The following is a 19219-nucleotide window of genomic DNA, read 5'->3' as shown; positions in this document are numbered from 1 at the left end:
GCGATCAAATCAGCCCTGACTTTAGGTGAGGGGACGAGATGGGTCTAGTCCCTCTACTTCACCATCAAATACACGGCTGGCCGTGATGTCTTCAGCCTCGATCGTCATCAGGTCGAGTTTGGTTAGGGGGCTACCGATACGGCTGAATAGGCGGTTGGCCTGGCGCATTCGCGCTCTATCAATGGCGTTACGAATGGAGCGAGCATTGGCGAAGAAGGGCAACTGCATGCGCCGTTGGATGTAGTCAACGAAAGCTGCAGTAGCCTCCTGGCTGAAGCGGTAGTTTTCGGCGGCTAGCACCAGTTGGGCAATGGCAAGCAGTTCCTCGGCGCTGTAGTCCGGGAAATCGATATGGTTTGCTACACGCGACGAGAGCCCTGGATTAGATTGATAAAAAATATCCATTCGATCTTTGTAGCCCGCAAAAATTACCACTAAGTCGTCGCGATTACCCTCCATTACCTGTAGCAATATTTCGATGGCTTCGGCGCCATAATCCCTTTCATTTTCCGGTCGATAGAGGTAGTAAGCCTCATCGATAAAGAGCACGCCGCCCATTGCCTTCTTGAGCATTTCCCGGGTTTTTGGCGCGGTGTGGCCGATATATTGCCCCACCAGATCGTCGCGGGTAGCGGTCACCACATGGCCTTTGCGCACATAGCCGAGACCGTGCAGGATTTTGCTCATCCGGGCAGCAACTGTGGTTTTGCCCGTGCCCGGTCGCCCCGTGAATGACATGTGCAGGCTGGGCGGCTTGGTCTCAAGCCCCACTTGCTGCCTGGCCCTGTCGACCACCAGTAAGGCAGCAATTTCTCGGATGCGCGCCTTCACCGGCCGTAGGCCGATCAGCTCCAGGTCGAGTTGATCGAGCATCGCCTGAATGCCGGCTCCTTCATAGGCCGCCTGTAGATCAATCACCGTGTCGTTGCCGGGGACTGGGAGAGTCAACAGACCAGAGCATCAATGGCTGCTGTGAAGGCCCAGTCTGCTGCTTCGATTGGGGAGTCTTCAGTTTCGGCGCGCAGGGTCAGATTCACGTAGGTGCGCCCGAAGCTGATATCAGGGAAGCGTTGTTCGCTCTCGCAGAGGGCATTGAGCCGCTCCAGAAAGTCTCTGGTGGTGGCGTAGTCGCTGAATTCAATGCGCCGCTCCAGCCTTTCGGCCTGCTCGGGTTTGGGGCGCGGGGTCCAGGGTTGGTCCATTACTTGAAGCTAAAACAGGTCATTTGGGGCTCAGTCAAGGCAAACCTCAGTCAAGGCAAACTCAGTCAAGGCAATCAGTGCGGGCAGTGGCCAGGCGGGAGGCCCAGGCTGCGGCATAGGCGCGGTTTGCTGCCTGGGCTGCTGGTTCGCTGCTGTTGAGCGGCTGGGGGAAGGTGCCACGTATCGCCGCATTGGTGACACAAAACATCGACTTCTGGAAGCTCATGCAGATTTTCACCCGCACATCCCCCTCCCCCCGAGTGCGCTCGCGATACCACTGGTGCAACCGCTCCGGCAGATGCCGGAACATGTCTTGCATCAGCAGGCTGGGTGGAATGCCGGCACCCATGCTCGGTAGGGGGTCGGCAAATAGGGCGCCGTAGGCAAACTGCGCCTGGTCCGGTGAGATCTGCTGGGCCTGGGCATTGAAACTAACCGTGCCCAGGAACGGCATGCCGCGCAGAAAGACAGCCTCCACATAGGGCACGGCCACATCCACCAGAAAGGTAAGGCCAGCCTCCGGTGGCAGCACCCAAAAGTGTTCGCCGTCAACCTCCACTCCGTAGGTGATCGGGTTGGCAGCGGCGGCGACAAGTCCGTCCTTGATGAACTCGACCACGGCGTCGATGCTGGCCACCCTGCCATCTGCCTCAGCCTCAGCCAGATCGATGAAAAGATCGCTCATTACCCGCCAAAACTGACCGAGGGCGTGGGTGGTGGCCGCGGTACGAATCAGCTCGGGCAGGAAGCCCCTGAACAGGGGGTTGAGTAGGGCCAGCAAGGGATCAAGCCGGGTCTTGCGGCGAATGATCGCTGCGCAGTTGGCCGCAAACGCATCGGAATCCAGATAGGCATCAAGGCCGCCGGTGCCATGCCAGAGCATGGCCTTCATGCAATATTCGGCGTATTCGAAGTTGATCCGGTCGTGGATTAGGTGGCGCCAGATCTTGGCTGGGTTTTTGTCACCGTCAAGGTATTTGAACAGTGGAAAGGGCAGCAGGAACTGCTGCTCGGCTTGGAAGATCAGGTTGATGCTGTAGGCATCCAGCACCTCTCCGTAGCTCTTGAGCACATCCACCACCTCGATCAGGTGGTCTGCGGATTCGCTGAGCAGGGTCTGGCCGCTGAGTAGCTGCTGCTCAAGTTCTGCGGCAGCAGGCTTACCCCCAGCGTGGACCAGTTCGGCAGAGATGATTGGCATCAGCCCACCCCCCATGGATGCAGGGCTGCCAGTTGCAGGGCGGCCACCAGAGCTGGCAGTTGGGCCATGGAGGTGGAAGCGGCCTCGCTCAACTTACCGAGGCCCGAGGGCAGCAGACCGATGGCCACCACAGCAAAGGCCAGCCCCATGGCGGGAATGGTTTCGCGGGGCGCCACTGGGGCCAGGCGCACATCGAGGCGACCATCGGAAACCGCATCGCTGGCCGGTGTCACTGCCAGGCGGCCGAAGAAGGCGCGGTTAACGAGCAATAGAAAATAAACCGCCGTTAGGCCCGAACCAACCATCGAAAGCAAGGTCGCCAGTGGGAAGGCGGTGATGCTGCCGCGGAACACCATGAACTCCGAAATGAAGCCGGCCATGCCAGGCATACCGGCACTGGCCATAACCCCCAAAATCATCAGCGTGCCTGTGAAGGGCAGACCCCTTTCCGGGTTGAGCAGACCATGCAGCACCGAGAGATCCCGGGTGCCCGTCTTGCGATACACAATGCCCACCAGCAGAAAAAGCAGGGCTGAGATCAGACCGTGGCTCACCATCTGGAAGACCGCCCCGAGCAGGGCGACCGGTGTGGCAGCTGCAGCGGCTAGCAGGATGTAGCCCATGTGACCCACGGAGCTGTAGGCCACCATCCGCTTCATGTCCTGCTGGGCGATCGCTGCCAGGGAGCCAAACAGCACAGAAACTGCTGCCCAGATGGCCAATCCCGGCGCAAGCAGGGCCCAGGCTTCCGGGAAAAGACCCATGCAGAAGCGCAGCAAGCCGTAGGTGCCCAGCTTCAGCAGCACCCCTGCCAGCAGCACTGACACAGGGGTAGAGGCCTGGGTGTGGGCATCGGGCAGCCAGTTGTGAAATGGGAATAGGGGCACCTTGATGCCGAATCCCACTAGCAGCGCCCCCAGCAGCACCAGCTGACCTCCCATCGCCAGCCTTTCACTGGTGACCGGGGTGAGGCTGAAGTCCACACTGCCGGTTAACAGGGCGAGTCCCAAGAATGCTCCGAGGATTAAAATTCCCGAAACCGCTGTAAAAATAAGGAACTTTGTGGCCGCGTAGGCCCTGTTGACGCCGCCCCAGATGCTGATCAGAAACCAGAGAGGGATCAGTTCCAGCTCATAGAACAGGAAAAACAGCAGCAGGTTTTCGGCTAAGAAAGCACCGTTGACTGCGCCACTAATAACCAGCAAAAGGGCAAAGTAGATGCGGGGCCGCTGGTTAATGTCGCGGGTGCAGATCGCCGAAACCAAGGTGAGGGCAGAATTGATCAGCACCAGCGGCATCGACAGACCATCGACCCCGAGCCGGTAATCCAGGCCGATGCTGCCGACCCAGACAAATGACTCCTGCAGCTGCATGCCACTGAGGCCGGTGTCGAAGCGGAGCAGCACCAGCAGGCTCCAGATCAACTGCAGGCCCAACACCACCAGGGCCACGGTGCGCATACGTCCGGGCGAGGGGTTGCCGGGCCATAGGGCTAGGGAAAGTGCTCCGACTAGAGGGATCAGTAGTAGAAGGCTAAGCATCAGGCACTCCTCATCCGTGCAACCACTGCAGCGAGGTGAGCAGCAGCACAATCGCCAATAGGACCGTTAGGACATAGGTCTGCAGTTGGCCGCTAACCGAGAGCTTCAGCCCTTCGGCGCTTGCCAGGGAAAGCCTGCCGATGCCGTTAACAAAGCCACTCACCAGAGCCTGGTCGATCCAGTTGCTAAATCGGGCCAGGCCAGCTACCGCTGCCACAATCGTCACCTTGTAGATGCGCTCGGTGTAGAAGTCGTAGGCCAGTAGATCCTGGAGCAACCGCAGGGGCTGGAACATGGATCGGGACCAGAACTTATGCAGGGGCGCCAGGCAGCCGCCGATTACTCCAGCCACCCCGCTTGCCACGACTCCAGTGGCGAGGGGCAGGGGGAAGGAGGCCAGACCAGGCACCGGATCTATCCGGGCCATCAAAGCTGGCAGGAGGGCTACCAGAACGGTCAGACTCACCATCGGCAGGGCCATCAGCCAGTTGACCTCAGGTGCCCGCTTGGTTTTCGGCAGTGGCTCTCCCATAAACACCTGCCGGAATACCCGGGTGAGGTTGAAGGCTGTCAGGGCATTGGTGATCAGCACAACTGCGGCAAAAAATGGAGCTGTGCGGCCTAGCGCCTCCACCAGCAGGCCGAAGCACCAGAAGCAGCCAAGGGGCAGCAAACCCACCAGGCCCGCTCCCCCCACCAGGTAGGCGGTGGTGGTGGCAGGCATGCGGGAGCCCAGGCCACCCAGCTCGGTGAGGTCCTGGCAGCTGGTGGTGGCGATAACGCTGCCCACACTCATGAACAGCAGGGCCTTGGCCAGGCCATGGGCAAACAACAGCAACAGGGCAATAGCCGGCTGTTGCAGGGCGATTGCAATGAAAACCAGGCCCAGATAGGAGGTTGTGGAGTAGGAGAAGGCACGCTTGATATCCACCTGGGCGATCGCCACCAGGGCACCAGCAAGGGCGCTGATTGTGCCCACCACCAGCAACACATCAACCGCCAGCGGTGAAAACCGCAGCAGCGGCATCACCTTGAGCAGCACAAGGGCTCCAGCGGTCACAACTACGGAGTTGCGCAGAATCGAGGCTGGGTTTGGACCCTCCATGGCCTCGTCAAGCCAGAGGTGCATGGGGAACTGGGCGCACTTACCCATGGGGCCGGCGATCAAGCCCAGCCCGAGCAGGGTGCCCGCAAGCGGGGTTAGGGATCCATTGGCATGGGCTTCAGCTGCCCACACGTAAAGGTCGTCGAATTCCATCGAGCCAGCCCAAGCTGAGAGAGCGACTACTCCCATCAACAGCAAGACATCACCAACCCGCTTGGTCAAAAAGGCGTCTCTGGCCGCCGTAACGACCAGCGGTTGGGCGTACCAAAACCCCACCAGCAGATAGGTGGAAAGGGTGAGCATTTCCAGCAGGAAATAGCTCATGAACAGATTGCTGCTCAGTACAACTCCGGCAAGGGCGCCTTCAAAGAAACCCACCAGGGCATAAAACCTCGCCAGGGCCCACTCCTTATCCAGGTAGCCCAGGGCAAAAACCTGTCCCACCAAGCTCAATCCGGTCACCAGCTCCAAGGCGGCCAGATTGGTCAGGGATAGGTCGAAGCCAATGCGCAGGTCGAGATCGGCAGCCTGAAACCAGGGAATCTCAATGTGCTGGGGACCCAGCAGCCATATCTGCTGCAGGATCAAGGTGCCGTGCACCACCGCCAGCAGCGTCACGATCAGGTTGAGATAGGCCGCGGGTCGAGGCCCGTGACGCTTAATCCATCCAGCAGCCCACGGCAGGGACAAAACCATGCCGCTGAACCCATAGAGGGGGATCAACCAGACCAGCTGGATTGAAAGTGGCAGGGGTGGGGCGAACAAGGGGAAATGGGCGTCGGTCGGCTCAGAAGGTGGCCCGGTCAATCGAGGGGTTGGGGCTGGAGCCAAGGCTGCTCAGCCAGGCCCCCAGATCTTCACCGTGGTGCTGTTCGTCCTTCCAGAGACTCCTGAACAAGGTTTCGTTAGCGCCATCACCCACCAAAACACAAAAGCGGACCGCCTCGGCGTAGTGATGGATCAGGTCGTTTTCGAGGGCGAGATTGAGCCGGAGCAGTCCAACTAGATCGGCGGCATGGGTTACAGGCCTCAGCTGGGATGCGGCAGGAGCGACACCCAGCTCAAGCATGCGCTGAACGAGGCGTTCGGCATGCTGCATTTCCTCCACGGTTTCGCGACGAAACCTGGCGGCCGAATCACCATCTCCCCAGAGCTCCATTAAGGAAGCCTGGGTCATGTACTGCTGAACTGCGGAAAATTCCAAGCTCAGGGCGCGGCCAAGGTAACCCAGGACGCGCGGATGAACGGCGCCCATGGCCATCAGAGACGACGGGTGGCAGCAGTTGCGATCAGGGCAGGTTCAACTTCGCTATGGGGACGGGCGATGATGTGGGCAGCAACCAGGCCGTCACCGACGCGCTCACAGGCGTCAGCGCCGGCGCGCACTGCTGCATTCACTGCTCCTGTTTCACCGCGCACCATCACGGTGACGTAGCCGCCGCCAACGAACTCACGGGCGATCAGGGTCACTTCAGCGGCCTTGGTCATGGCGTCTGCGGCTTCAATCGCCGGCACCAGGCCACGGGTTTCGATCATGCCGAGGGCGATGCCCTGAATGGAAGGAGCCATGGCGTTGCTGCGCGAAGGAGTGGTTGGGGGGGTGGTGCCGGCGCCCTTGCCGGCACCGGTACGGGCGCCGGTTGAGCTGGCGCTAGAGCGGCGGGTCGTGCTGGAAGCACGGCGCGCTGTCGAGGCAGCTGGCTTGGCTACGGCTTTCGCCGCAGGGGACTGGGCTGCCGCCGCCGGCAGGGCTTTGGGGGCCGCTGCAGGTGGGGTCGAGCTGGCCGCCGCCGCTGCAGCCACTGGTGTGGAGCTGGCTGCCGCTGCCGCGGGGGCGGGTTTGGCAGCAGCAGCTCCGCTGGTGGTGGATTTAGGGGTGGGGGTGGCCATGGCTCAGGAGTATGGGGGCTGGAGTGATGACAGGTCGATCGGGCAGCTAGCTACCCGGGCCACCTAGCCATCGGGCTCCCAGAAATCAATGATTCCGCCGATCGTCAGATCGGTCTGCACCTCGGGGTTACCGCAGGCGAAGCGGGCGGCAGAGCCACTGGCGGTGAATACCCAGTTACCTGGGGATGCACCGACAGGGTCTACCGCAACGCTCAGCTTGCCCTTAGAGGTGCGCAGCACGCGCAGATTGGAATGATCTAATCCGGCAACCCGCTGGCTGCAAACCAAAGAGCCGGTGACCTGCATGATTTCCATTAGCTGGCCCCTCCTGGCGGAGCTTGCGCCTTGCCAGCATCAGGATCCCAGTGGTCAATGATTCCAACGATCGTTAGATCGCTCGGGTACGACTTGCTTCCAGCTGCCTCGCGCGCAGCTGAGCTGCCGACGCAGATCACCCAGTCGCCTGGTATGCAACCCACTGCATCAACTGCCACTTTCTGAGTGCTGCCATCGAGCACCACCTGCAGGTGCTTGTGTTCAAAATCTGGAATGCGATTGGTAGACACCAGTGGTTTAACCACCTTGCAGATCAACATGTCAGTGCCCTCCTCCGCTCGCGAATGTAATGGTGGAACCTACAGCTTCAGCTGGGGTGTGACGGTCTTGATCCCGCACGGTAAGCAGAGCATGCAATAGGCCCTGCTCAAACAACTCGGGATAACGGTTTTCCATGGCGGCTTGCACCCGCTGGCAATTGCGGATCGCTCGCAGCCTCGCTCCGGGCACCTGGCCGTTGTAATCAAAGCGCACGACCACTGGCACAGGCAGGCCCCGAGAAACGTTCAAGCCCTTGAAAATCTTGATGCCTACATCTAAATCGGGCGCCCCCTCCTCCACCGTGTCCATATAGGCAAAATAGGTGAGATTGCGCAGATGGATCTCCTTGAAGCCTATGCCCACACCGATAAAGCGCTCCGCATGGCCAGCATCGCCGTAGCTACCCCGGTGGTACTGGCGCACGTAATCGATTTGGGAGATGTTGTTCTCGATCAAGCGAGCAATCAGCTTCACCATGCCCGGATCGGGACTGCTGGCCGCTGCCTGCTCCACCAGCGATTGAATGCGGGCCCGGCCCTCAACCGCATTGAGATGGCGGGTGGCCTCATAGACCGCTTTTGCATCCAGCCAGCTTTCCAGATTGGTGCTGCCATCAAGGCCCGGCACATGCACGCGAATCGTATCGGTGTCGGTGTCGATGCCGAGTAGCAACAGATCTACCGAGGCACCACAGCAGAAGCTGTTTTCAACAGCCTGCTGGAAATCCTTGAGCCGGGCTAGGCCACAGGAGGCCGCCAAGGAATCATCGCTGCCGTGGGCAGCACAGCCCTCATGCAGGGGATCTTTTGAGCTGAAGTGGTAAAGCACCACCTTTAGATAACGGGTGTCATCCTGCGCCGAATTGGGCTGACCTTCGCGGTAGCGGCGATGTTCAGTTTTGACCCAACGGTTGACCGTGTTTTCAACGTCAAAGAGGGCACCGGCGTGGGAACGCCGCCGCACCGAACTGAATGGAATTCGCAGGGCGTAGGCCATGGCATGGGCCAGGCGCCCGTCAGCGCATGGGGTTGCGTCGAGTAGGTGGAATCCACAGGCCAGTAGAAACTCATTGAAGGCTTCGGCTGCGGGACTGCCAGGCTTGCCTCCTAGGGGATCGTGCTGAAAGAAAGCGTCGCTGGTTTGTTCGTAGGTTTCAAATACACACCAGGCGAACAAGGTCCGCATGTCTAGCTGGCTCACCCAGGCCTTCTCGAGAATGGGCAGCGGCAACTCAAAGCCCAGTTCGGCCCTGGCCAGCTGCTGGGCCTGCTCGATGAAATCAGCCTCGTGCTGGAGGGCTGAAAGGCGCTTGAGCAAAGGCACAATCCGATCAAATGCCCCTTTGACCTGGTCTTCGTAGGCCCTCAGTACCCCATTGACCTGGCCGTCGCTAAGCGGATGCAAGCCAGTCGCCACCAGCTCGCTCGCGGCTGCTGCGCCGGGCCGACGGCGGGGAGCAGTCGGTGCCAGCGGGCGATAGGCAGTGGCAAGAGGGCGTCGGGGCATCAGGGGTTCAGCCGCGGGCCCCGCCAGACACGGTGATCAGGGAGCCGGCTGTGGTGTTGCCGCTAGAACCGGTGACACGGCAGATCGGTTCAGGACGCTCCTCGTTGCGCTTCGGCTGGAGGGCGGCCGGCATCGAGGTCTTCGAGCCTGGCCGGGTGGGGTTGCGGCGCCGGGCTGAAACACCCTCGGTGCCGGTGACCCGATCACCTCGATCCCAGTCATCACCAGTGATCTTCAAGCCAGCGGAGATGCCTTCGCCGGTAACCCTGGAGGTTGGACGGGCATCCTCGTCAACGCTCACAGGAACCTCAATGGGCCCCCGGGCGATTTGGCTACCGCCGCGACGGTCGAAACGGAATTGCTCGGTGCCGGTGACCATGTCACCGGCCAAGTCAAAAGGGCCGGTAATCCTGCTGCCCTGCTCGTAGCTGGTGCCGGTTACGGCCCCGGCTGGTTCTCGCCCCACCTGGGCTGAGCGAGCTGGGGATTGAATGCTGAATTGCTGCCAGGGCTGGCTGCCCGCCAGGGGTTGGGGGAAGTCGGAGTCGTGGGCTGCGGCAGCACCGCAGACCTTGGCGAGTTGATCGCCACCGATATAAGGAGTGCCGGTGACGGCTTCGCAGGCCCCGCGGCCGGCACCGGTGAGGACACCGCCAATGCCTGGTTGTATGCCACTCATGCGGTTAGAGCCCCGCACCGGAGTGCGCTGACGAATTTCGGCGACAGATTTGCTGTTACAGAAATCCCCTGCCTGCTCAAGGCCGGCGTAGGGCGTGCCGGTTACGACCTTGCAGGTGCCGGGCTCATCGCCGGTGACATTGGAGGAGCGGCCAGTGTGGGTACCGCTGACAACCTGGGCCCGATTGGTGACGCTGAAGCCCACCTTGGCGGCCTCCGGCTCGGGCTTGCTGCCGCAGAAATCGGCGTATTGCTGGCTGCCGACATATTCATCACCTGTTACCAGGCGGCAGCTGCCTGGCTCATCACCGGTGACATGCTCGCTGCGGCCCACATGGGTGCCGGTGATGCCCGTGCCCCGAAGCGTGTGCAAACTTGCGACCTTGGTAGGTGCGCGTCCGGTCACCTGGCCTTGATCGGATACGTACTGGGAGCCGGTGAGTTGCTTGCCCGAGCCGGGTTCGTCGCCTGTGACCTTGCTGGAGCGACCAACCATCACACCGGAAACAGCCTGGCCGCCCTGGGTCTGGCTGCGCCCAACCTTGCGCGGACTAGGGCTAGGACTAGGGCTGGAGCTGGAGGTGCCGCAGAAGGCTGCTGACTGATTGGCGGAAACGTATTCGGTTCCAGTAACGTTTTTGCAGGTACCGGGCTCATCGCCGGTCACCTTTTCAGAGCGACCGACCTCATTACCAGTGACCCGGTTGCCGTGGGTGGTGGCGCTAACGCCCACCTTGGCAGGTTGGCTTGCCACCGGAGCGCTCTGGCAGAAGGTCTGGAACACTTCGGCGCCGAGATACTCGGTGCCTGTAATGGCACGGCAGGTAGCTGCTTCGTTACCGGTGGTTTTCTCTGAGCGATTGGCCTGGGTTCCGGTCACCACCTGGCCAGAGCTGGTTTCGCTCACTCCCACTTTCCAGTGGGCTTCTGCGGCGGCTGCCTGTTTGGCGCCGTGGCGGTTTGGGCCAGAGGGGCGGGTTCCGCCGGCTCTGCTGGAACCGGCGCTGCCAACCTTGGCCCGCAGTTCACGCACCTTCTGGGAAAGCTCGCGGGCGCTCATATCAGGATTGCCCTGGCGGGATACCGAAGCGGCTGTAGTGCTCTTGGGCGCGTTAGCTGACTTACCACGCTTCGAGAGAGCTTCTCTGCGGGCGAGCACAAGGGCCCGGCTGGGATCCAGTTGGGAGAGGCGCTTGGCTGTGGCACGGCGATCGGCACCACTACTAGTTGTTTGGCTAGTGCGATTACTGAGGCTTGTTAGGGCCGGTGCAGCAGCGGTTTCGCCCTGGCATTTGCACTTGGCTTCCGCTGCAGGTGCCTGGGCTTTTTGTGCAATTTTGGCCAGGTCCGTGCGGGTGCGGTCGCTGGAGGTGTCGGCACGTTTGCCGCGTTTGGAAAGGGCTTCCCGTCGGGCAAGCACCAAATCTCTGCTGGGATTTGCGATTGGACGGGCTTGGCTCGTCCGGCTGGAGCCGGTGGGTGCCGCAAGGCTGCGCTGGGAGGCAGCACCCCGGGCGTTCACGGCCGGGGCAGCCTTGGCCACCGATGCTGGGGCCTCCATCGCTGGGGCTGTGCGGGTGGGGCGAGCGTCTTCAACCGAGCGCACACGGCTCGGACCGGAAGTGAACCGGTTGGCGGCTTTTTTGCCACCGTTGGTGAGGGCCTTGCGGCGCTCTAGAGCTGCTTCCCGGCTGGATGAGCTGGCCATGTCCGCCCGTCGAATGGAATATCTGAAAAGGTGCTGACCAGTTCGCAGCGCGAACTAGCCCGCAGAGGAAAAGAGTTGGGGCTCAGGCCAATGGCTCGAGCCCCGGAAGGGCTGGGATCAGCGTCCTTCGAAAACCACGAAGCAGGAACCCTGGCTTTGGGTGTAAGCGTCGTAGCCCACCAAACGAACGTGGTGGTCGGGATAGGCGCGGTGACAAGCCTCAAGCTCATTCACGATCACACCCAGATCCTTCTCGCCGAAGAAGGGCAGCTTCCAATAGGACCAGTAGGTCACCATGGAGTTGCTGGGATGGACATGCTCAACGAGCGGGCTCCAACCCTGGGCGATGATGTAAGCGATTTGGTCGTAGATCTCGTCCTGAGTCATCGGCGGTAGGAAGCCGAATGTCTCCAGGGTGGCGACTGTTTGATAGTCACCCACGGTGCTCTTAAAAGGCATGGGGATCCTTGTGTGGATGGAATGTTTGAACCTTATATGAAAGGCTCTTAATCTCGTTCGTAGAGATTAGTTTAATCTCTAGATCTGAATCTTCCGTTCTGGGAGGTGAGTAGGCAAGTTGCCTGACCCACTCACCATCTCAGACTGGCGATTTCAGGTGTCGAGCTTGTCGACGGTGTCGAACTCGAACTTGATTTCCTTCCAGGTCTCCAGGGCGATGGCTAGCTCAGGGCTGTGCTTCGCTGCTTCCAGAAGGATGTCGCGGCCTTCGCGCTCGATTTCACGACCGGCGTTACGGGCTTTGACGCAGGCCTCGAGAGCCACGCGGTTAGCAGCAGCACCAGCAGCTGATCCCCAGGGGTGACCATGGGTACCACCACCGAACTGCAGCACCGAGTCGTCGCCAAAAATGGCAACCAGTGCGGGCATGTGCCAGCAGTGGATACCGCCAGAGGCCACGGCGAACACGCCGCCCATGGAGCCCCAATCTTGGTCGAAGAAGTTGCCGCGGCTGCGATCTTCGGGGACGAAGGATTCGCGCAGTTGGTCGATATAGCCGAGGGTCGACTGGCGGTCACCCTCCAGCTTGCCGACCACCGTGCCGGTGTGCAGCTGGTCACCACCGGAGAGACGCAGGCACTTGGCCAGCACTCGGAAGTGGATACCGTGCTTGGGATGGCGGTCAATCACAGCGTGCATGGCACGGTGAATGTGCAGCAGCATGCCGTTCTTACGGCACCACTTAGCAAGACCGGTGTTAGCGGTGAAGCCTCCCGTGATGTAGTCGTGCATGATGATGGGCTGGCCCAGTTCTTTAGCGAACTCGGCGCGCTCATACATCTCTTCAGGAGTTGCGGCGGTGCAGTTGAGGTAGTGCCCCTTCTTCTCGCCTGTTTCCTGTTGCGCCAGGTTGGTTGCTTCAGCAACGAACTCGAAACGGTTCTGCCAACGCTGGAAAGGTTGGGAGTTGATGTTTTCGTCGTCCTTGGTGAAGTCCAGACCGCCGCGTAGGCACTCATAGACAACCCGGCCGTAGTTCTTACCGCTCAGGCCGAGCTTCGGCTTGATGGTGCAGCCCAGGAGAGGACGGCCGTACTTGTTCATACGGTCGCGCTCAACCACGATGCCGTTCGGGGGACCCATGCAGGTCTTGATGAACGCCATCGGGAAGCGGATGTCTTCCAGACGCAGGTGGCGCAGGGCCTTGAAGCCAAACACGTTGCCGACCAAGGAGGTCAGCACGTTGGTGATGGAGCCTTCTTCGAACAGGTCGAGGGGATAGGCGATGAAGGCATAGAAGGCTTCCTTGTCGCCAGGAACGTCTTCGATGCGGTAGCAACGGCCTTTGTAGAAGTCGAGGTCGGTGAGGAGCTCGGACCACACGGCGGACCAGGTGCCGGTTGAGGATTCAGCGGCCACAGCAGCGGCAACTTCTTCGCGGGGGACGCCTTCCTGGCCGGTGCACTTAAAGCACGCCAGCAAATCGGTGTCGAGGGGGATGTAATCAGGAGTCCAATACGTGTCGCGGTACTCCTTAACCCCGGATTCGTACTTCTTAGCCATGAATGATTCTCCGGTTGGGTCGGTAAGGGAAATGGGTTGGTTAACGCCTCAGACGTTGGTCAACTCAGTCCTTCTGACCGGCGTAGTTGCCGTTGCCGAGGGCAGGCTCCACTTCGCGGTGGGGGCGCGCAATGATGTGCGCTGCCACAAGGCCGTCGCCCACGCGCTCGCAGGCATCGGCCCCGGCGCGCACAGCTGCGTTGACGGCGCCGGTTTCACCGCGCACCATCACGGTGACGTAACCGCCGCCGACGAATTCACGACCGATCAGGCGCACTTCGGCGGCCTTGGTCATGGCGTCAGCCGCCTCGATCGCGGGCACCAGCCCCCGAGTTTCGATCATGCCGAGGGCGATGCCCATGGATTCAGTTGCCATTACCTGCTCCTGGTGGAGGTGGGGTTGAATGTTCGCTCGCAACCATGGTCGGCAGCCAAACCCCCCGTCAAGCCATTTAGCCGGAACCGACCATCACTGTTGCGTCGCCTTTGGATAAGGCAGACTGATCAGTGCATCACAAAACGTTAGGCAATGCTTGCCATTGCAGTGCTGGCAAGGGGTTTCAGCCCCACCAAACCCGTTTTGATCAAAATTTGCTTGCCCAGCATCTAGAGGGCCTCGGCGTCTGTGACGTACGCCACTCCGCCGTAGTAGGTCAAAAGGGGGCGCAGGGCAGCCCGCAATGCATCCAGTAAATCCGCTTCGCAGAACACGATCACATGGGCATTGGCGCCTAAACCGCTGAATTCCATGCCCTCGGACACGGAGCCATGCGGACCCTTGCCGGTGACGTGCCTGACTACGGAGTAACCGGGCACACCCGCTATTTCCATTGCCTGGATCACCGCATCCAACTCCCGCTCGCTGAGGATCAGTTCGAGGCGTTTCATTGATTTATCCAGCAGTGGGAAGCAAGGCCTTAATCATGGCCATGTAGAGGGGAATGCCAACAATGATGTTGAAGGGAAATGTGACTCCCAGCGCTGTAGATATATACAAACTGGGATTGGCCTGCGGCACTGTCATTCGCATCGCTGCTGGTACCGCGATGTAGGAGGCGCTAGCGCACAGCACCACAAACAGCAGGGCATTACCAGGTCCAAGGCCCAAACCTCGGGCGATCAGGGTGCCTACTAGGGCATTAAAAAGTGGCATCAACACCGAAAAGCCGATCAGAAAGGCTCCCGCTTGTCGTAGATCTCGGATCCGTTGGGCCGCAACGATCCCCATGTCCAACAGGAAGAAGCTGAGGGCTCCATAGAAAAGTTTGTCGGTGAATGGCAACATTTTGTCGATGCTGGCTGGGCTGAAAGCTGCGACCAGCAAGCCAATCGCCAGACTCCCTACCAGCAGAAATACCGAGCTATTTAAAAATGACTCCCGCAGCACGGAGCTCCAACCCATCTTCGGCCCCTCTGCTTGCTGGCTGGGGGCTGCCAATTTGACCAGCAGCAGTCCCACAATGATGGCCGGCGATTCCATCAGGGCCAGGGCAGCCACCATGAAGCCATCGAAGGGCAGGTTCTGGGTTTCCAGAAAGCTCTCGGCGGTGATGAAGGTCACCGCGCTGATCGATCCGTAGGTGGCGGCAATGGCGGCGGCATTAAACCCATCCAGCCTGGTTTTAAGCACCAGATAGCTGTAGAGCGGCACCAGTAGCGACATCGCCATCGCGGCGGCGATGGTGGGCAGCACTTGGCCACCGAGGCCGCTGTGCTGCAGCTCCAAGCCACCTTTGAATCCGATGGCGAGCAACAAATAGAGGGAGAACAGCTTTGGGATCGGGGCTGGAATTTCCAGATCCGATCCCACCAGTACGGCGGTCACGCCAAGGAAAAAAAACAGCACCGGTGGGCTGACCAGGTTCTGCAGAATCAGGCTTGGGTCCATCGGTTACCCCTGGAACCCAATCACGCGGGGGCCAAGGCGTTTACCAACCGTAGGTCTGCTGCAGGAAATGAGACACCTTCTTGGGGGACAATGACTTGCCCCGATTCCTGCTGAATGCCGATCCTGGTCGTGGCCAGTGGCAACCCCCACAAGGTGGCCGAAATCGGCGCGATGCTTGAGCTGGTTGAGCTGGATGTCCTGCCCCAGCCGCCCGGTCTCGATATTGAAGAAACGGGAGCGACCTACCTCGCTAATGCCCGTCTCAAAGCCGAGGCTGTTGCCCGCATCACCGGCCACTGGGCCCTCGCCGACGACTCAGGCATCGAGGTGGACGCCCTGGATGGAGCTCCGGGTGTTTTTTCGGCCCGCTACGCCCCCACCGACCACGAACGGATTCACCGTCTTTTGAAAGAACTAGGCGACAGCCTTTATCGAGGAGCCAGCTTCCGGAGCGCCATGGCCCTGGCCGATCCATCCGGCACCACCAGGGCCGAGGCCGAGGGGATCTGCCGCGGCCAGATATTGCGCGCTCCCCAGGGTCATGGCCCTGGTTACGACAGCCTTTTTTATGTGCGCGAGGCAGGCTGCTCTTACGCCCTGATGGGCCCCCACCTCAAGGCCAAGCTCGGCAGCCGCGGCAAGGCAGCTCGTGCGCTTGCCCCGAAGTTGCTCCGCCTGCTGGAGCTGAGCAAATAATGCTCCATTGCCAATAACTCAATTGCCAGTAGCTCAATTGTCAGAGCAAGCCCCTGGGTCAGCTGGCCTTGTTGTTGATATGACTGATCGCCCGCATCGCGGCGGCGGCTGCCTCCTCCACATCACCCTCCCGCCCCGCCAGGGTTAGACGGCCAAAGGCGCCCACGGCTTTCACGTCCACCACAGTGATGTTGGAAGCCTTTTCTGCCTCATTGGCTGCGATCAGCACGTAACCGGCGGGCTCGGTTTCCAGGATGAACATGCTCATCCCCGCTTGAATCATTGATCCGCGCCGGTTCTGGCGATTGATCAGCACGGCGTGGTCTGGGGTGATCGCCCGGATGATCTCGGTCCAGCTGACCTCGCAACGGCTGCGGAGCTCCACCCGGCTGCCGATGGCCTCAAGCACCACGTCGCCGGAGTGGAGGACGTTGCTCTGATCACGGTGGTAGAGCGCCAAGGAGCCGAAGGCCCGCTCCACGATCATCTGGCCAAGCCGCACCGTGCTGGCCTTGAGGGCAATGTCGGTGACCCGGTGCACAGCCATGCCCGGAGATACCTCCAGCCACAAGCAGGCGTCACCGGGAATGGGCAGGAAGCCCTGGCTAACCGTGCCCATGTAGGCAGCTAGCTGGGGCTGCAGCGAATCAAGAAATACGTAGGTGCGCAGCTCAATCGACTGCACATGGCTGGATTGGCGTGCCAGCCGGGAGCCCTCGCTGTCGGTGGTAATCACACAACTGGCGCCCGAGCTGTCGCTGCCCACCCGGGTGCCAGTGATCTGGGTGCCGCCACTGGAGCTTGAGCCAAGCGCCATCTCCCGACGCCGGCGCAGCGCCAGTTCGTCTCGGGAGGGAAGGCGGGATGGCAAGGGAAAATCCTTCGAACAGCTAGCCCTCACATCGGCATTGCTGCGGCTGGATCTTAACCCTGAAGCCCCCTGCCCCTTGCCCATCGCGGCTGAGCCGGTACCGTCCGGCCAACGTTCAGGGGACGTCCATGGCCACCCGCCGCACCGCTACTAGCTCCACTCGCAGCCAGGCTGCACAGGCCGAACCCATCACCGCTGGAGATACTGTCAACAGTGCTCCGATGCCTGAATGGATGGCTCAGGCAGCAGCCCAGGGAGTCAAGCCGGAGCAAGCACTGGCTTTCATCGGTATGGGATTGATGCAGAAGATGGCCGGTTCGGCCCACGACCTGCCCTGGCTTTGGTCTGAGGCCGAAGACGGTGGCCAGGCCGATCTGGCTGCTTTGCGGCAACGCCTCGAGCTCACCCAGCTGGCCGTCCAGACCGGGGCACCCCTCAGCACTTCCGAGGTGAGTCAGCTGCTTGGTGCCCGCCCCTCCAGTGAAACGGTTGAGCGAGGCGGCCTCAAGGCCCGCCGCCTTAGCCGCAACGTCTGGAAATTGAGCCTCGCTGAAGAAGCATCCAGCCGCAGCGACGATGCCTTCCGCCGCCGCTTTTAGGCCGGCGTCAGCCCCACCAGCTTCATTGATTCCTCCCACATGGTCTGCGCCGTTTCGGGGTTGCTGGCCTTGTCTGAGAGCTCCTGGCTGAATTGCTGGCCCCCTTTGGTTTGGCGGTTGCCCCAGCTCCAGTGCACACCTGAGGCGGAAAAATCCGGATCGGCCACCACCTGGCCGACCCGCTCTCCCGCCAATGCCTGGCTTACATATCCGCCGGTGATATTTTTCTGGAACCAAGGGAAAATTGTCTGGAACGCCCGCGGCGTGCTGCGGAAAAGGGGCGAGTCGGCAACGCAGCCTGGGTATAGGGAGCTGAACACGATGCCGGTGCTCTCGTGCAGACGACGATGCAGCTCCTGGGTCGTGATCATGTTGCAGAGCTTGCTGTCTTTGTAGGCCTTGCCAGGTTTGAAGGCCTTGCCGTTGGCCATGGCGATAGGGGCCTTGAAGCCGGCCTTGAAGCCGGCACAGTCGCCCAGGTCAGCTGGAGCTGGGATCGGAATCTTGCCGCCCAGTTCCTTGGAGTTGGCCGTCACGGTGCCGAGAATCACCACCCGGCGCGAGGGGTGGCTTGAGCGCTGCAAGTCGCCCAGCAATAGCTGAATCAGTAAAAAGTGCCCCAGGTGATTGGTGGCCATCGATATTTCGTAGCCCTGCGGGGAGCGCTCGGGCTGCTTTAGCCGCGGCTTGTAGACAGCCGCATTGATCACCAGGGCGTCCAAGGGGCGTCCCAGGGACGCCACCAAAGTTTCGACTCCCACCCGAACGCTTTCGAGATCGCCGAGGTCAAAACGCAGATGACTGAGCTGATCTGCAGGAATCCCCAGGCTGGCTGCGGCAGCAGCGGCTTTAACGGGATCACGGTTGGCCGTCACCACATGCCAGCCGCGTTTGGCGAGGGCACTTGCGGCATTGAGGCCCACCCCTGAGGTGGTGCCGGTGATCAAAACCGTTCCGGCGGCTGCTGTTGCGGCCATCAAGTGAATCGAGACAGGGGCCCCAACCTACGGGGTGGCCTGCTGCCAAACCACCCGCAGGCGATTGGGGGCAATCCACTGATTTTGCTCGCGGATCAGCCGCTGCTCCCCTTCCACCATGAACAGATGGTCAAAGCGTTCGCGAGCTTTGGAGAGTTTGGCCCGTTCAAGGCCGAGCACCGCCGAGAGCTCACCCTGGCGCTCCATCCGCTCCTGATAAGCGGTGGCAAGTCGTACCAGGCTGACGCCGGCGACCACAACAAGGCCAACCTTGAGAGCCAGTCCGATCAAGCTGCAGAGCAATTCTTGCCGCTCACTTGAGAGGGCTTGCAGTGCGGCTGCTTCACCGCCAGTAATTATCTGGGGATCAGGCTGGGACGCCGGATTGGGGAGCGACGCAGCTTTGGGGAGCGACCCTGGCTTGCGGAGGGAAGCAGGCCTGGAATCCGCAGCAGAAAGCGGCTTTCTTTCTCGCCGCAAGGGCAGATTTTGCCTGGCCTGATAACTGGATGGGTGGAGAGGCGGCATGGGGGCAACGAGGGATCAAACCCCGCTGGGGCCTAGACGCTTTTAGCTAGCCAGGTGCATCTTGCCAAGGGGTAAGGCTTGCCAAGGACCAATGGCCAGCTTCTCAGGCTTTGTAAAGGCTGAAGCAGAGGCGAACGGCCAGCACGCCCGCATGGGCGGCCACCACCAGGGCAATCAGCACTTCGGCCTGGCTGAGAGTGGAAACCATGG

At 60.9% G+C, this 19219-nt stretch carries 22 protein-coding genes; 2 read left to right on the top strand and 20 right to left on the bottom strand.

The annotated features are described in order from the left end of the window. Positions 1 to 21 precede the first annotated feature (21 nt). From cbbX to C7K55_RS05815, 16 genes are all read right to left on the bottom strand, one after another. Positions 22 to 948, bottom strand: coding sequence for a CbbX protein (gene cbbX / locus C7K55_RS05895; RefSeq protein ID WP_254969530.1), 927 nt, complete (start codon positions 946 to 948; stop codon positions 22 to 24). Then, entirely contained in the window at positions 945 to 1202 is a 258-nt protein-coding gene (locus tag C7K55_RS05890; protein ID WP_106502482.1) for a 4a-hydroxytetrahydrobiopterin dehydratase, read from the bottom strand. The genes cbbX and C7K55_RS05890 overlap by 4 nt, the downstream gene beginning before the upstream one ends. Positions 1203 to 1263: 61 nt before the next feature. Next, entirely contained in the window at positions 1264 to 2403 is a 1140-nt protein-coding gene (locus C7K55_RS05885) for a CO2 hydration protein (RefSeq protein WP_106502571.1), read from the bottom strand. After that, entirely contained in the window at positions 2403 to 3947 is a 1545-nt protein-coding gene (locus C7K55_RS05880) for an NADH-quinone oxidoreductase subunit M (RefSeq protein WP_106502570.1), read from the bottom strand. The genes C7K55_RS05885 and C7K55_RS05880 overlap by 1 nt, the downstream gene beginning before the upstream one ends. Before the next feature lie 7 nt (positions 3948 to 3954). Next, complete coding sequence (locus C7K55_RS05875) at positions 3955 to 5745, bottom strand: NAD(P)H-quinone oxidoreductase subunit F (protein ID WP_106502569.1); 1791 nt, start codon at positions 5743 to 5745, stop codon at positions 3955 to 3957. Positions 5746 to 5836: 91 nt separating this feature from the next. Then, on the bottom strand, positions 5837 to 6304 hold the full coding sequence (locus tag C7K55_RS05870) for a ferritin-like domain-containing protein (protein WP_106502568.1): 468 nt from the start codon (positions 6302 to 6304) through the stop codon (positions 5837 to 5839). A 5-nt stretch (positions 6305 to 6309) separates the two neighbouring features. Then, positions 6310 to 6939 (bottom strand): alpha-carboxysome major shell protein CsoS1, encoded by a 630-nt coding sequence (locus C7K55_RS14135; protein ID WP_277621537.1) that lies wholly within the window; start codon positions 6937 to 6939, stop codon positions 6310 to 6312. 63 nt (positions 6940 to 7002) lie between these two features. Continuing rightward, positions 7003 to 7254, bottom strand: a complete 252-nt coding sequence (locus tag C7K55_RS05855) for a carboxysome peptide B (protein ID WP_106502480.1) — start codon at positions 7252 to 7254, stop codon at positions 7003 to 7005. Further along, the gene (locus C7K55_RS05850; RefSeq protein ID WP_106502479.1) at positions 7254 to 7535 is read right to left on the bottom strand and encodes an alpha-carboxysome shell vertex protein CsoS4; all 282 of its coding nucleotides are present in this window, start codon (positions 7533 to 7535) and stop codon (positions 7254 to 7256) included. Before C7K55_RS05850 ends, C7K55_RS05855 begins: the two co-directional genes overlap by 1 nt. A 1-nt stretch (position 7536) precedes the next feature. Then, positions 7537 to 9042 (bottom strand): carboxysome shell carbonic anhydrase, encoded by a 1506-nt coding sequence (locus C7K55_RS05845; RefSeq protein WP_106502478.1) that lies wholly within the window; start codon positions 9040 to 9042, stop codon positions 7537 to 7539. A gap of 7 nt (positions 9043 to 9049) precedes the next feature. After that, the gene (gene csoS2 / locus C7K55_RS05840) at positions 9050 to 11428 is read right to left on the bottom strand and encodes an alpha-carboxysome scaffolding protein CsoS2 (RefSeq protein WP_106502477.1); all 2379 of its coding nucleotides are present in this window, start codon (positions 11426 to 11428) and stop codon (positions 9050 to 9052) included. A gap of 117 nt (positions 11429 to 11545) precedes the next feature. Then, on the bottom strand, positions 11546 to 11887 hold the full coding sequence (locus C7K55_RS05835) for a ribulose bisphosphate carboxylase small subunit (RefSeq protein WP_106502476.1): 342 nt from the start codon (positions 11885 to 11887) through the stop codon (positions 11546 to 11548). A 153-nt stretch (positions 11888 to 12040) separates the two neighbouring features. Further along, positions 12041 to 13450: a form I ribulose bisphosphate carboxylase large subunit gene (locus C7K55_RS05830; RefSeq protein WP_106502475.1), complete on the bottom strand. Its 1410-nt coding sequence runs from the start codon at positions 13448 to 13450 to the stop codon at positions 12041 to 12043. A gap of 64 nt (positions 13451 to 13514) precedes the next feature. Next, on the bottom strand, positions 13515 to 13826 hold the full coding sequence (locus C7K55_RS05825; protein WP_106502566.1) for an alpha-carboxysome major shell protein CsoS1: 312 nt from the start codon (positions 13824 to 13826) through the stop codon (positions 13515 to 13517). 230 nt (positions 13827 to 14056) lie between these two features. Next, positions 14057 to 14338: a P-II family nitrogen regulator gene (locus tag C7K55_RS05820; protein ID WP_106502474.1), complete on the bottom strand. Its 282-nt coding sequence runs from the start codon at positions 14336 to 14338 to the stop codon at positions 14057 to 14059. A 4-nt stretch (positions 14339 to 14342) separates the two neighbouring features. After that, positions 14343 to 15338 (bottom strand): sodium-dependent bicarbonate transport family permease, encoded by a 996-nt coding sequence (locus C7K55_RS05815; protein ID WP_106502473.1) that lies wholly within the window; start codon positions 15336 to 15338, stop codon positions 14343 to 14345. Between the two features lie 114 nt (positions 15339 to 15452). Between C7K55_RS05815 and C7K55_RS05810 the strand changes: the two genes are divergently transcribed. Then, on the top strand, positions 15453 to 16034 hold the full coding sequence (locus C7K55_RS05810) for a non-canonical purine NTP pyrophosphatase (RefSeq protein ID WP_106502472.1): 582 nt from the start codon (positions 15453 to 15455) through the stop codon (positions 16032 to 16034). A 58-nt stretch (positions 16035 to 16092) separates the two neighbouring features. Here C7K55_RS05810 and C7K55_RS05805 read toward each other — a convergent pair whose 3' ends face one another. After that, positions 16093 to 16851 carry a BMC domain-containing protein gene (locus C7K55_RS05805; protein WP_106502471.1) on the bottom strand — a complete coding sequence of 253 codons (759 nt, stop codon included), beginning with the start codon at positions 16849 to 16851 and terminating at the stop codon, positions 16093 to 16095. Between the two features lie 275 nt (positions 16852 to 17126). On the opposite strand from C7K55_RS05805, the gene C7K55_RS05800 reads away from it, so the two are divergent. Further along, the gene (locus C7K55_RS05800) at positions 17127 to 17504 is read left to right on the top strand and encodes a hypothetical protein (RefSeq protein ID WP_106502565.1); all 378 of its coding nucleotides are present in this window, start codon (positions 17127 to 17129) and stop codon (positions 17502 to 17504) included. Here C7K55_RS05800 and C7K55_RS05795 read toward each other — a convergent pair. From C7K55_RS05795 to psaM, 3 genes are all read right to left on the bottom strand, one after another. Then, on the bottom strand, positions 17501 to 18481 hold the full coding sequence (locus tag C7K55_RS05795) for a protochlorophyllide reductase (RefSeq protein ID WP_106502564.1): 981 nt from the start codon (positions 18479 to 18481) through the stop codon (positions 17501 to 17503). The two genes, C7K55_RS05800 and C7K55_RS05795, sit on opposite strands and share 4 nt — an antisense overlap. A gap of 27 nt (positions 18482 to 18508) precedes the next feature. Next, complete coding sequence (locus tag C7K55_RS05790) at positions 18509 to 18784, bottom strand: hypothetical protein (protein ID WP_241518213.1); 276 nt, start codon at positions 18782 to 18784, stop codon at positions 18509 to 18511. A 328-nt stretch (positions 18785 to 19112) separates the two neighbouring features. After that, complete coding sequence (gene psaM, locus C7K55_RS05785; protein ID WP_106502470.1) at positions 19113 to 19217, bottom strand: photosystem I reaction center subunit XII; 105 nt, start codon at positions 19215 to 19217, stop codon at positions 19113 to 19115. Positions 19218 to 19219: the final 2 nt, after the last annotated feature.

This window comes from Cyanobium usitatum str. Tous, from assembly GCF_003011885.1.
GTDB classification, from domain to species: Bacteria; Cyanobacteriota; Cyanobacteriia; order PCC-6307; family Cyanobiaceae; genus Cyanobium_A; species Cyanobium_A usitatum.
The sequence above is the reverse complement of the archived record's forward strand: the minus strand, read 5'-3'. Positions and strand labels throughout refer to the sequence as shown.

Coding starts and splice junctions, on each gene's coding strand:
- C7K55_RS05890 (WP_106502482.1), bottom strand. CDS start 1,202: ATGGACCAACCCTGGACCCCGCGCCCCAAACCCGAGCAGGCCGAAAGG.
- C7K55_RS05885 (WP_106502571.1), bottom strand. CDS start 2,403: ATGCCAATCATCTCTGCCGAACTGGTCCACGCTGGGGGTAAGCCTGCT.
- C7K55_RS05875 (WP_106502569.1), bottom strand. CDS start 5,745: ATGGTTTTGTCCCTGCCGTGGGCTGCTGGATGGATTAAGCGTCACGGG.
- C7K55_RS05870 (WP_106502568.1), bottom strand. CDS start 6,304: ATGGGCGCCGTTCATCCGCGCGTCCTGGGTTACCTTGGCCGCGCCCTG.
- C7K55_RS14135 (WP_277621537.1), bottom strand. CDS start 6,939: ATGGCCACCCCCACCCCTAAATCCACCACCAGCGGAGCTGCTGCTGCC.
- C7K55_RS05855 (WP_106502480.1), bottom strand. CDS start 7,254: ATGGAAATCATGCAGGTCACCGGCTCTTTGGTTTGCAGCCAGCGGGTT.
- C7K55_RS05850 (WP_106502479.1), bottom strand. CDS start 7,535: ATGTTGATCTGCAAGGTGGTTAAACCACTGGTGTCTACCAATCGCATT.
- C7K55_RS05845 (WP_106502478.1), bottom strand. CDS start 9,042: ATGCCCCGACGCCCTCTTGCCACTGCCTATCGCCCGCTGGCACCGACT.
- csoS2 (WP_106502477.1), bottom strand. CDS start 11,428: ATGGCCAGCTCATCCAGCCGGGAAGCAGCTCTAGAGCGCCGCAAGGCC.
- C7K55_RS05835 (WP_106502476.1), bottom strand. CDS start 11,887: ATGCCTTTTAAGAGCACCGTGGGTGACTATCAAACAGTCGCCACCCTG.
- C7K55_RS05830 (WP_106502475.1), bottom strand. CDS start 13,450: ATGGCTAAGAAGTACGAATCCGGGGTTAAGGAGTACCGCGACACGTAT.
- C7K55_RS05825 (WP_106502566.1), bottom strand. CDS start 13,826: ATGGCAACTGAATCCATGGGCATCGCCCTCGGCATGATCGAAACTCGG.
- C7K55_RS05820 (WP_106502474.1), bottom strand. CDS start 14,338: ATGAAACGCCTCGAACTGATCCTCAGCGAGCGGGAGTTGGATGCGGTG.
- C7K55_RS05815 (WP_106502473.1), bottom strand. CDS start 15,338: ATGGACCCAAGCCTGATTCTGCAGAACCTGGTCAGCCCACCGGTGCTG.
- C7K55_RS05810 (WP_106502472.1), top strand. CDS start 15,453: ATGCCGATCCTGGTCGTGGCCAGTGGCAACCCCCACAAGGTGGCCGAA.
- C7K55_RS05805 (WP_106502471.1), bottom strand. CDS start 16,851: ATGGCGCTTGGCTCAAGCTCCAGTGGCGGCACCCAGATCACTGGCACC.
- C7K55_RS05800 (WP_106502565.1), top strand. CDS start 17,127: ATGCCTGAATGGATGGCTCAGGCAGCAGCCCAGGGAGTCAAGCCGGAG.
- C7K55_RS05795 (WP_106502564.1), bottom strand. CDS start 18,481: ATGGCCGCAACAGCAGCCGCCGGAACGGTTTTGATCACCGGCACCACC.
- psaM (WP_106502470.1), bottom strand. CDS start 19,217: ATGGTTTCCACTCTCAGCCAGGCCGAAGTGCTGATTGCCCTGGTGGTG.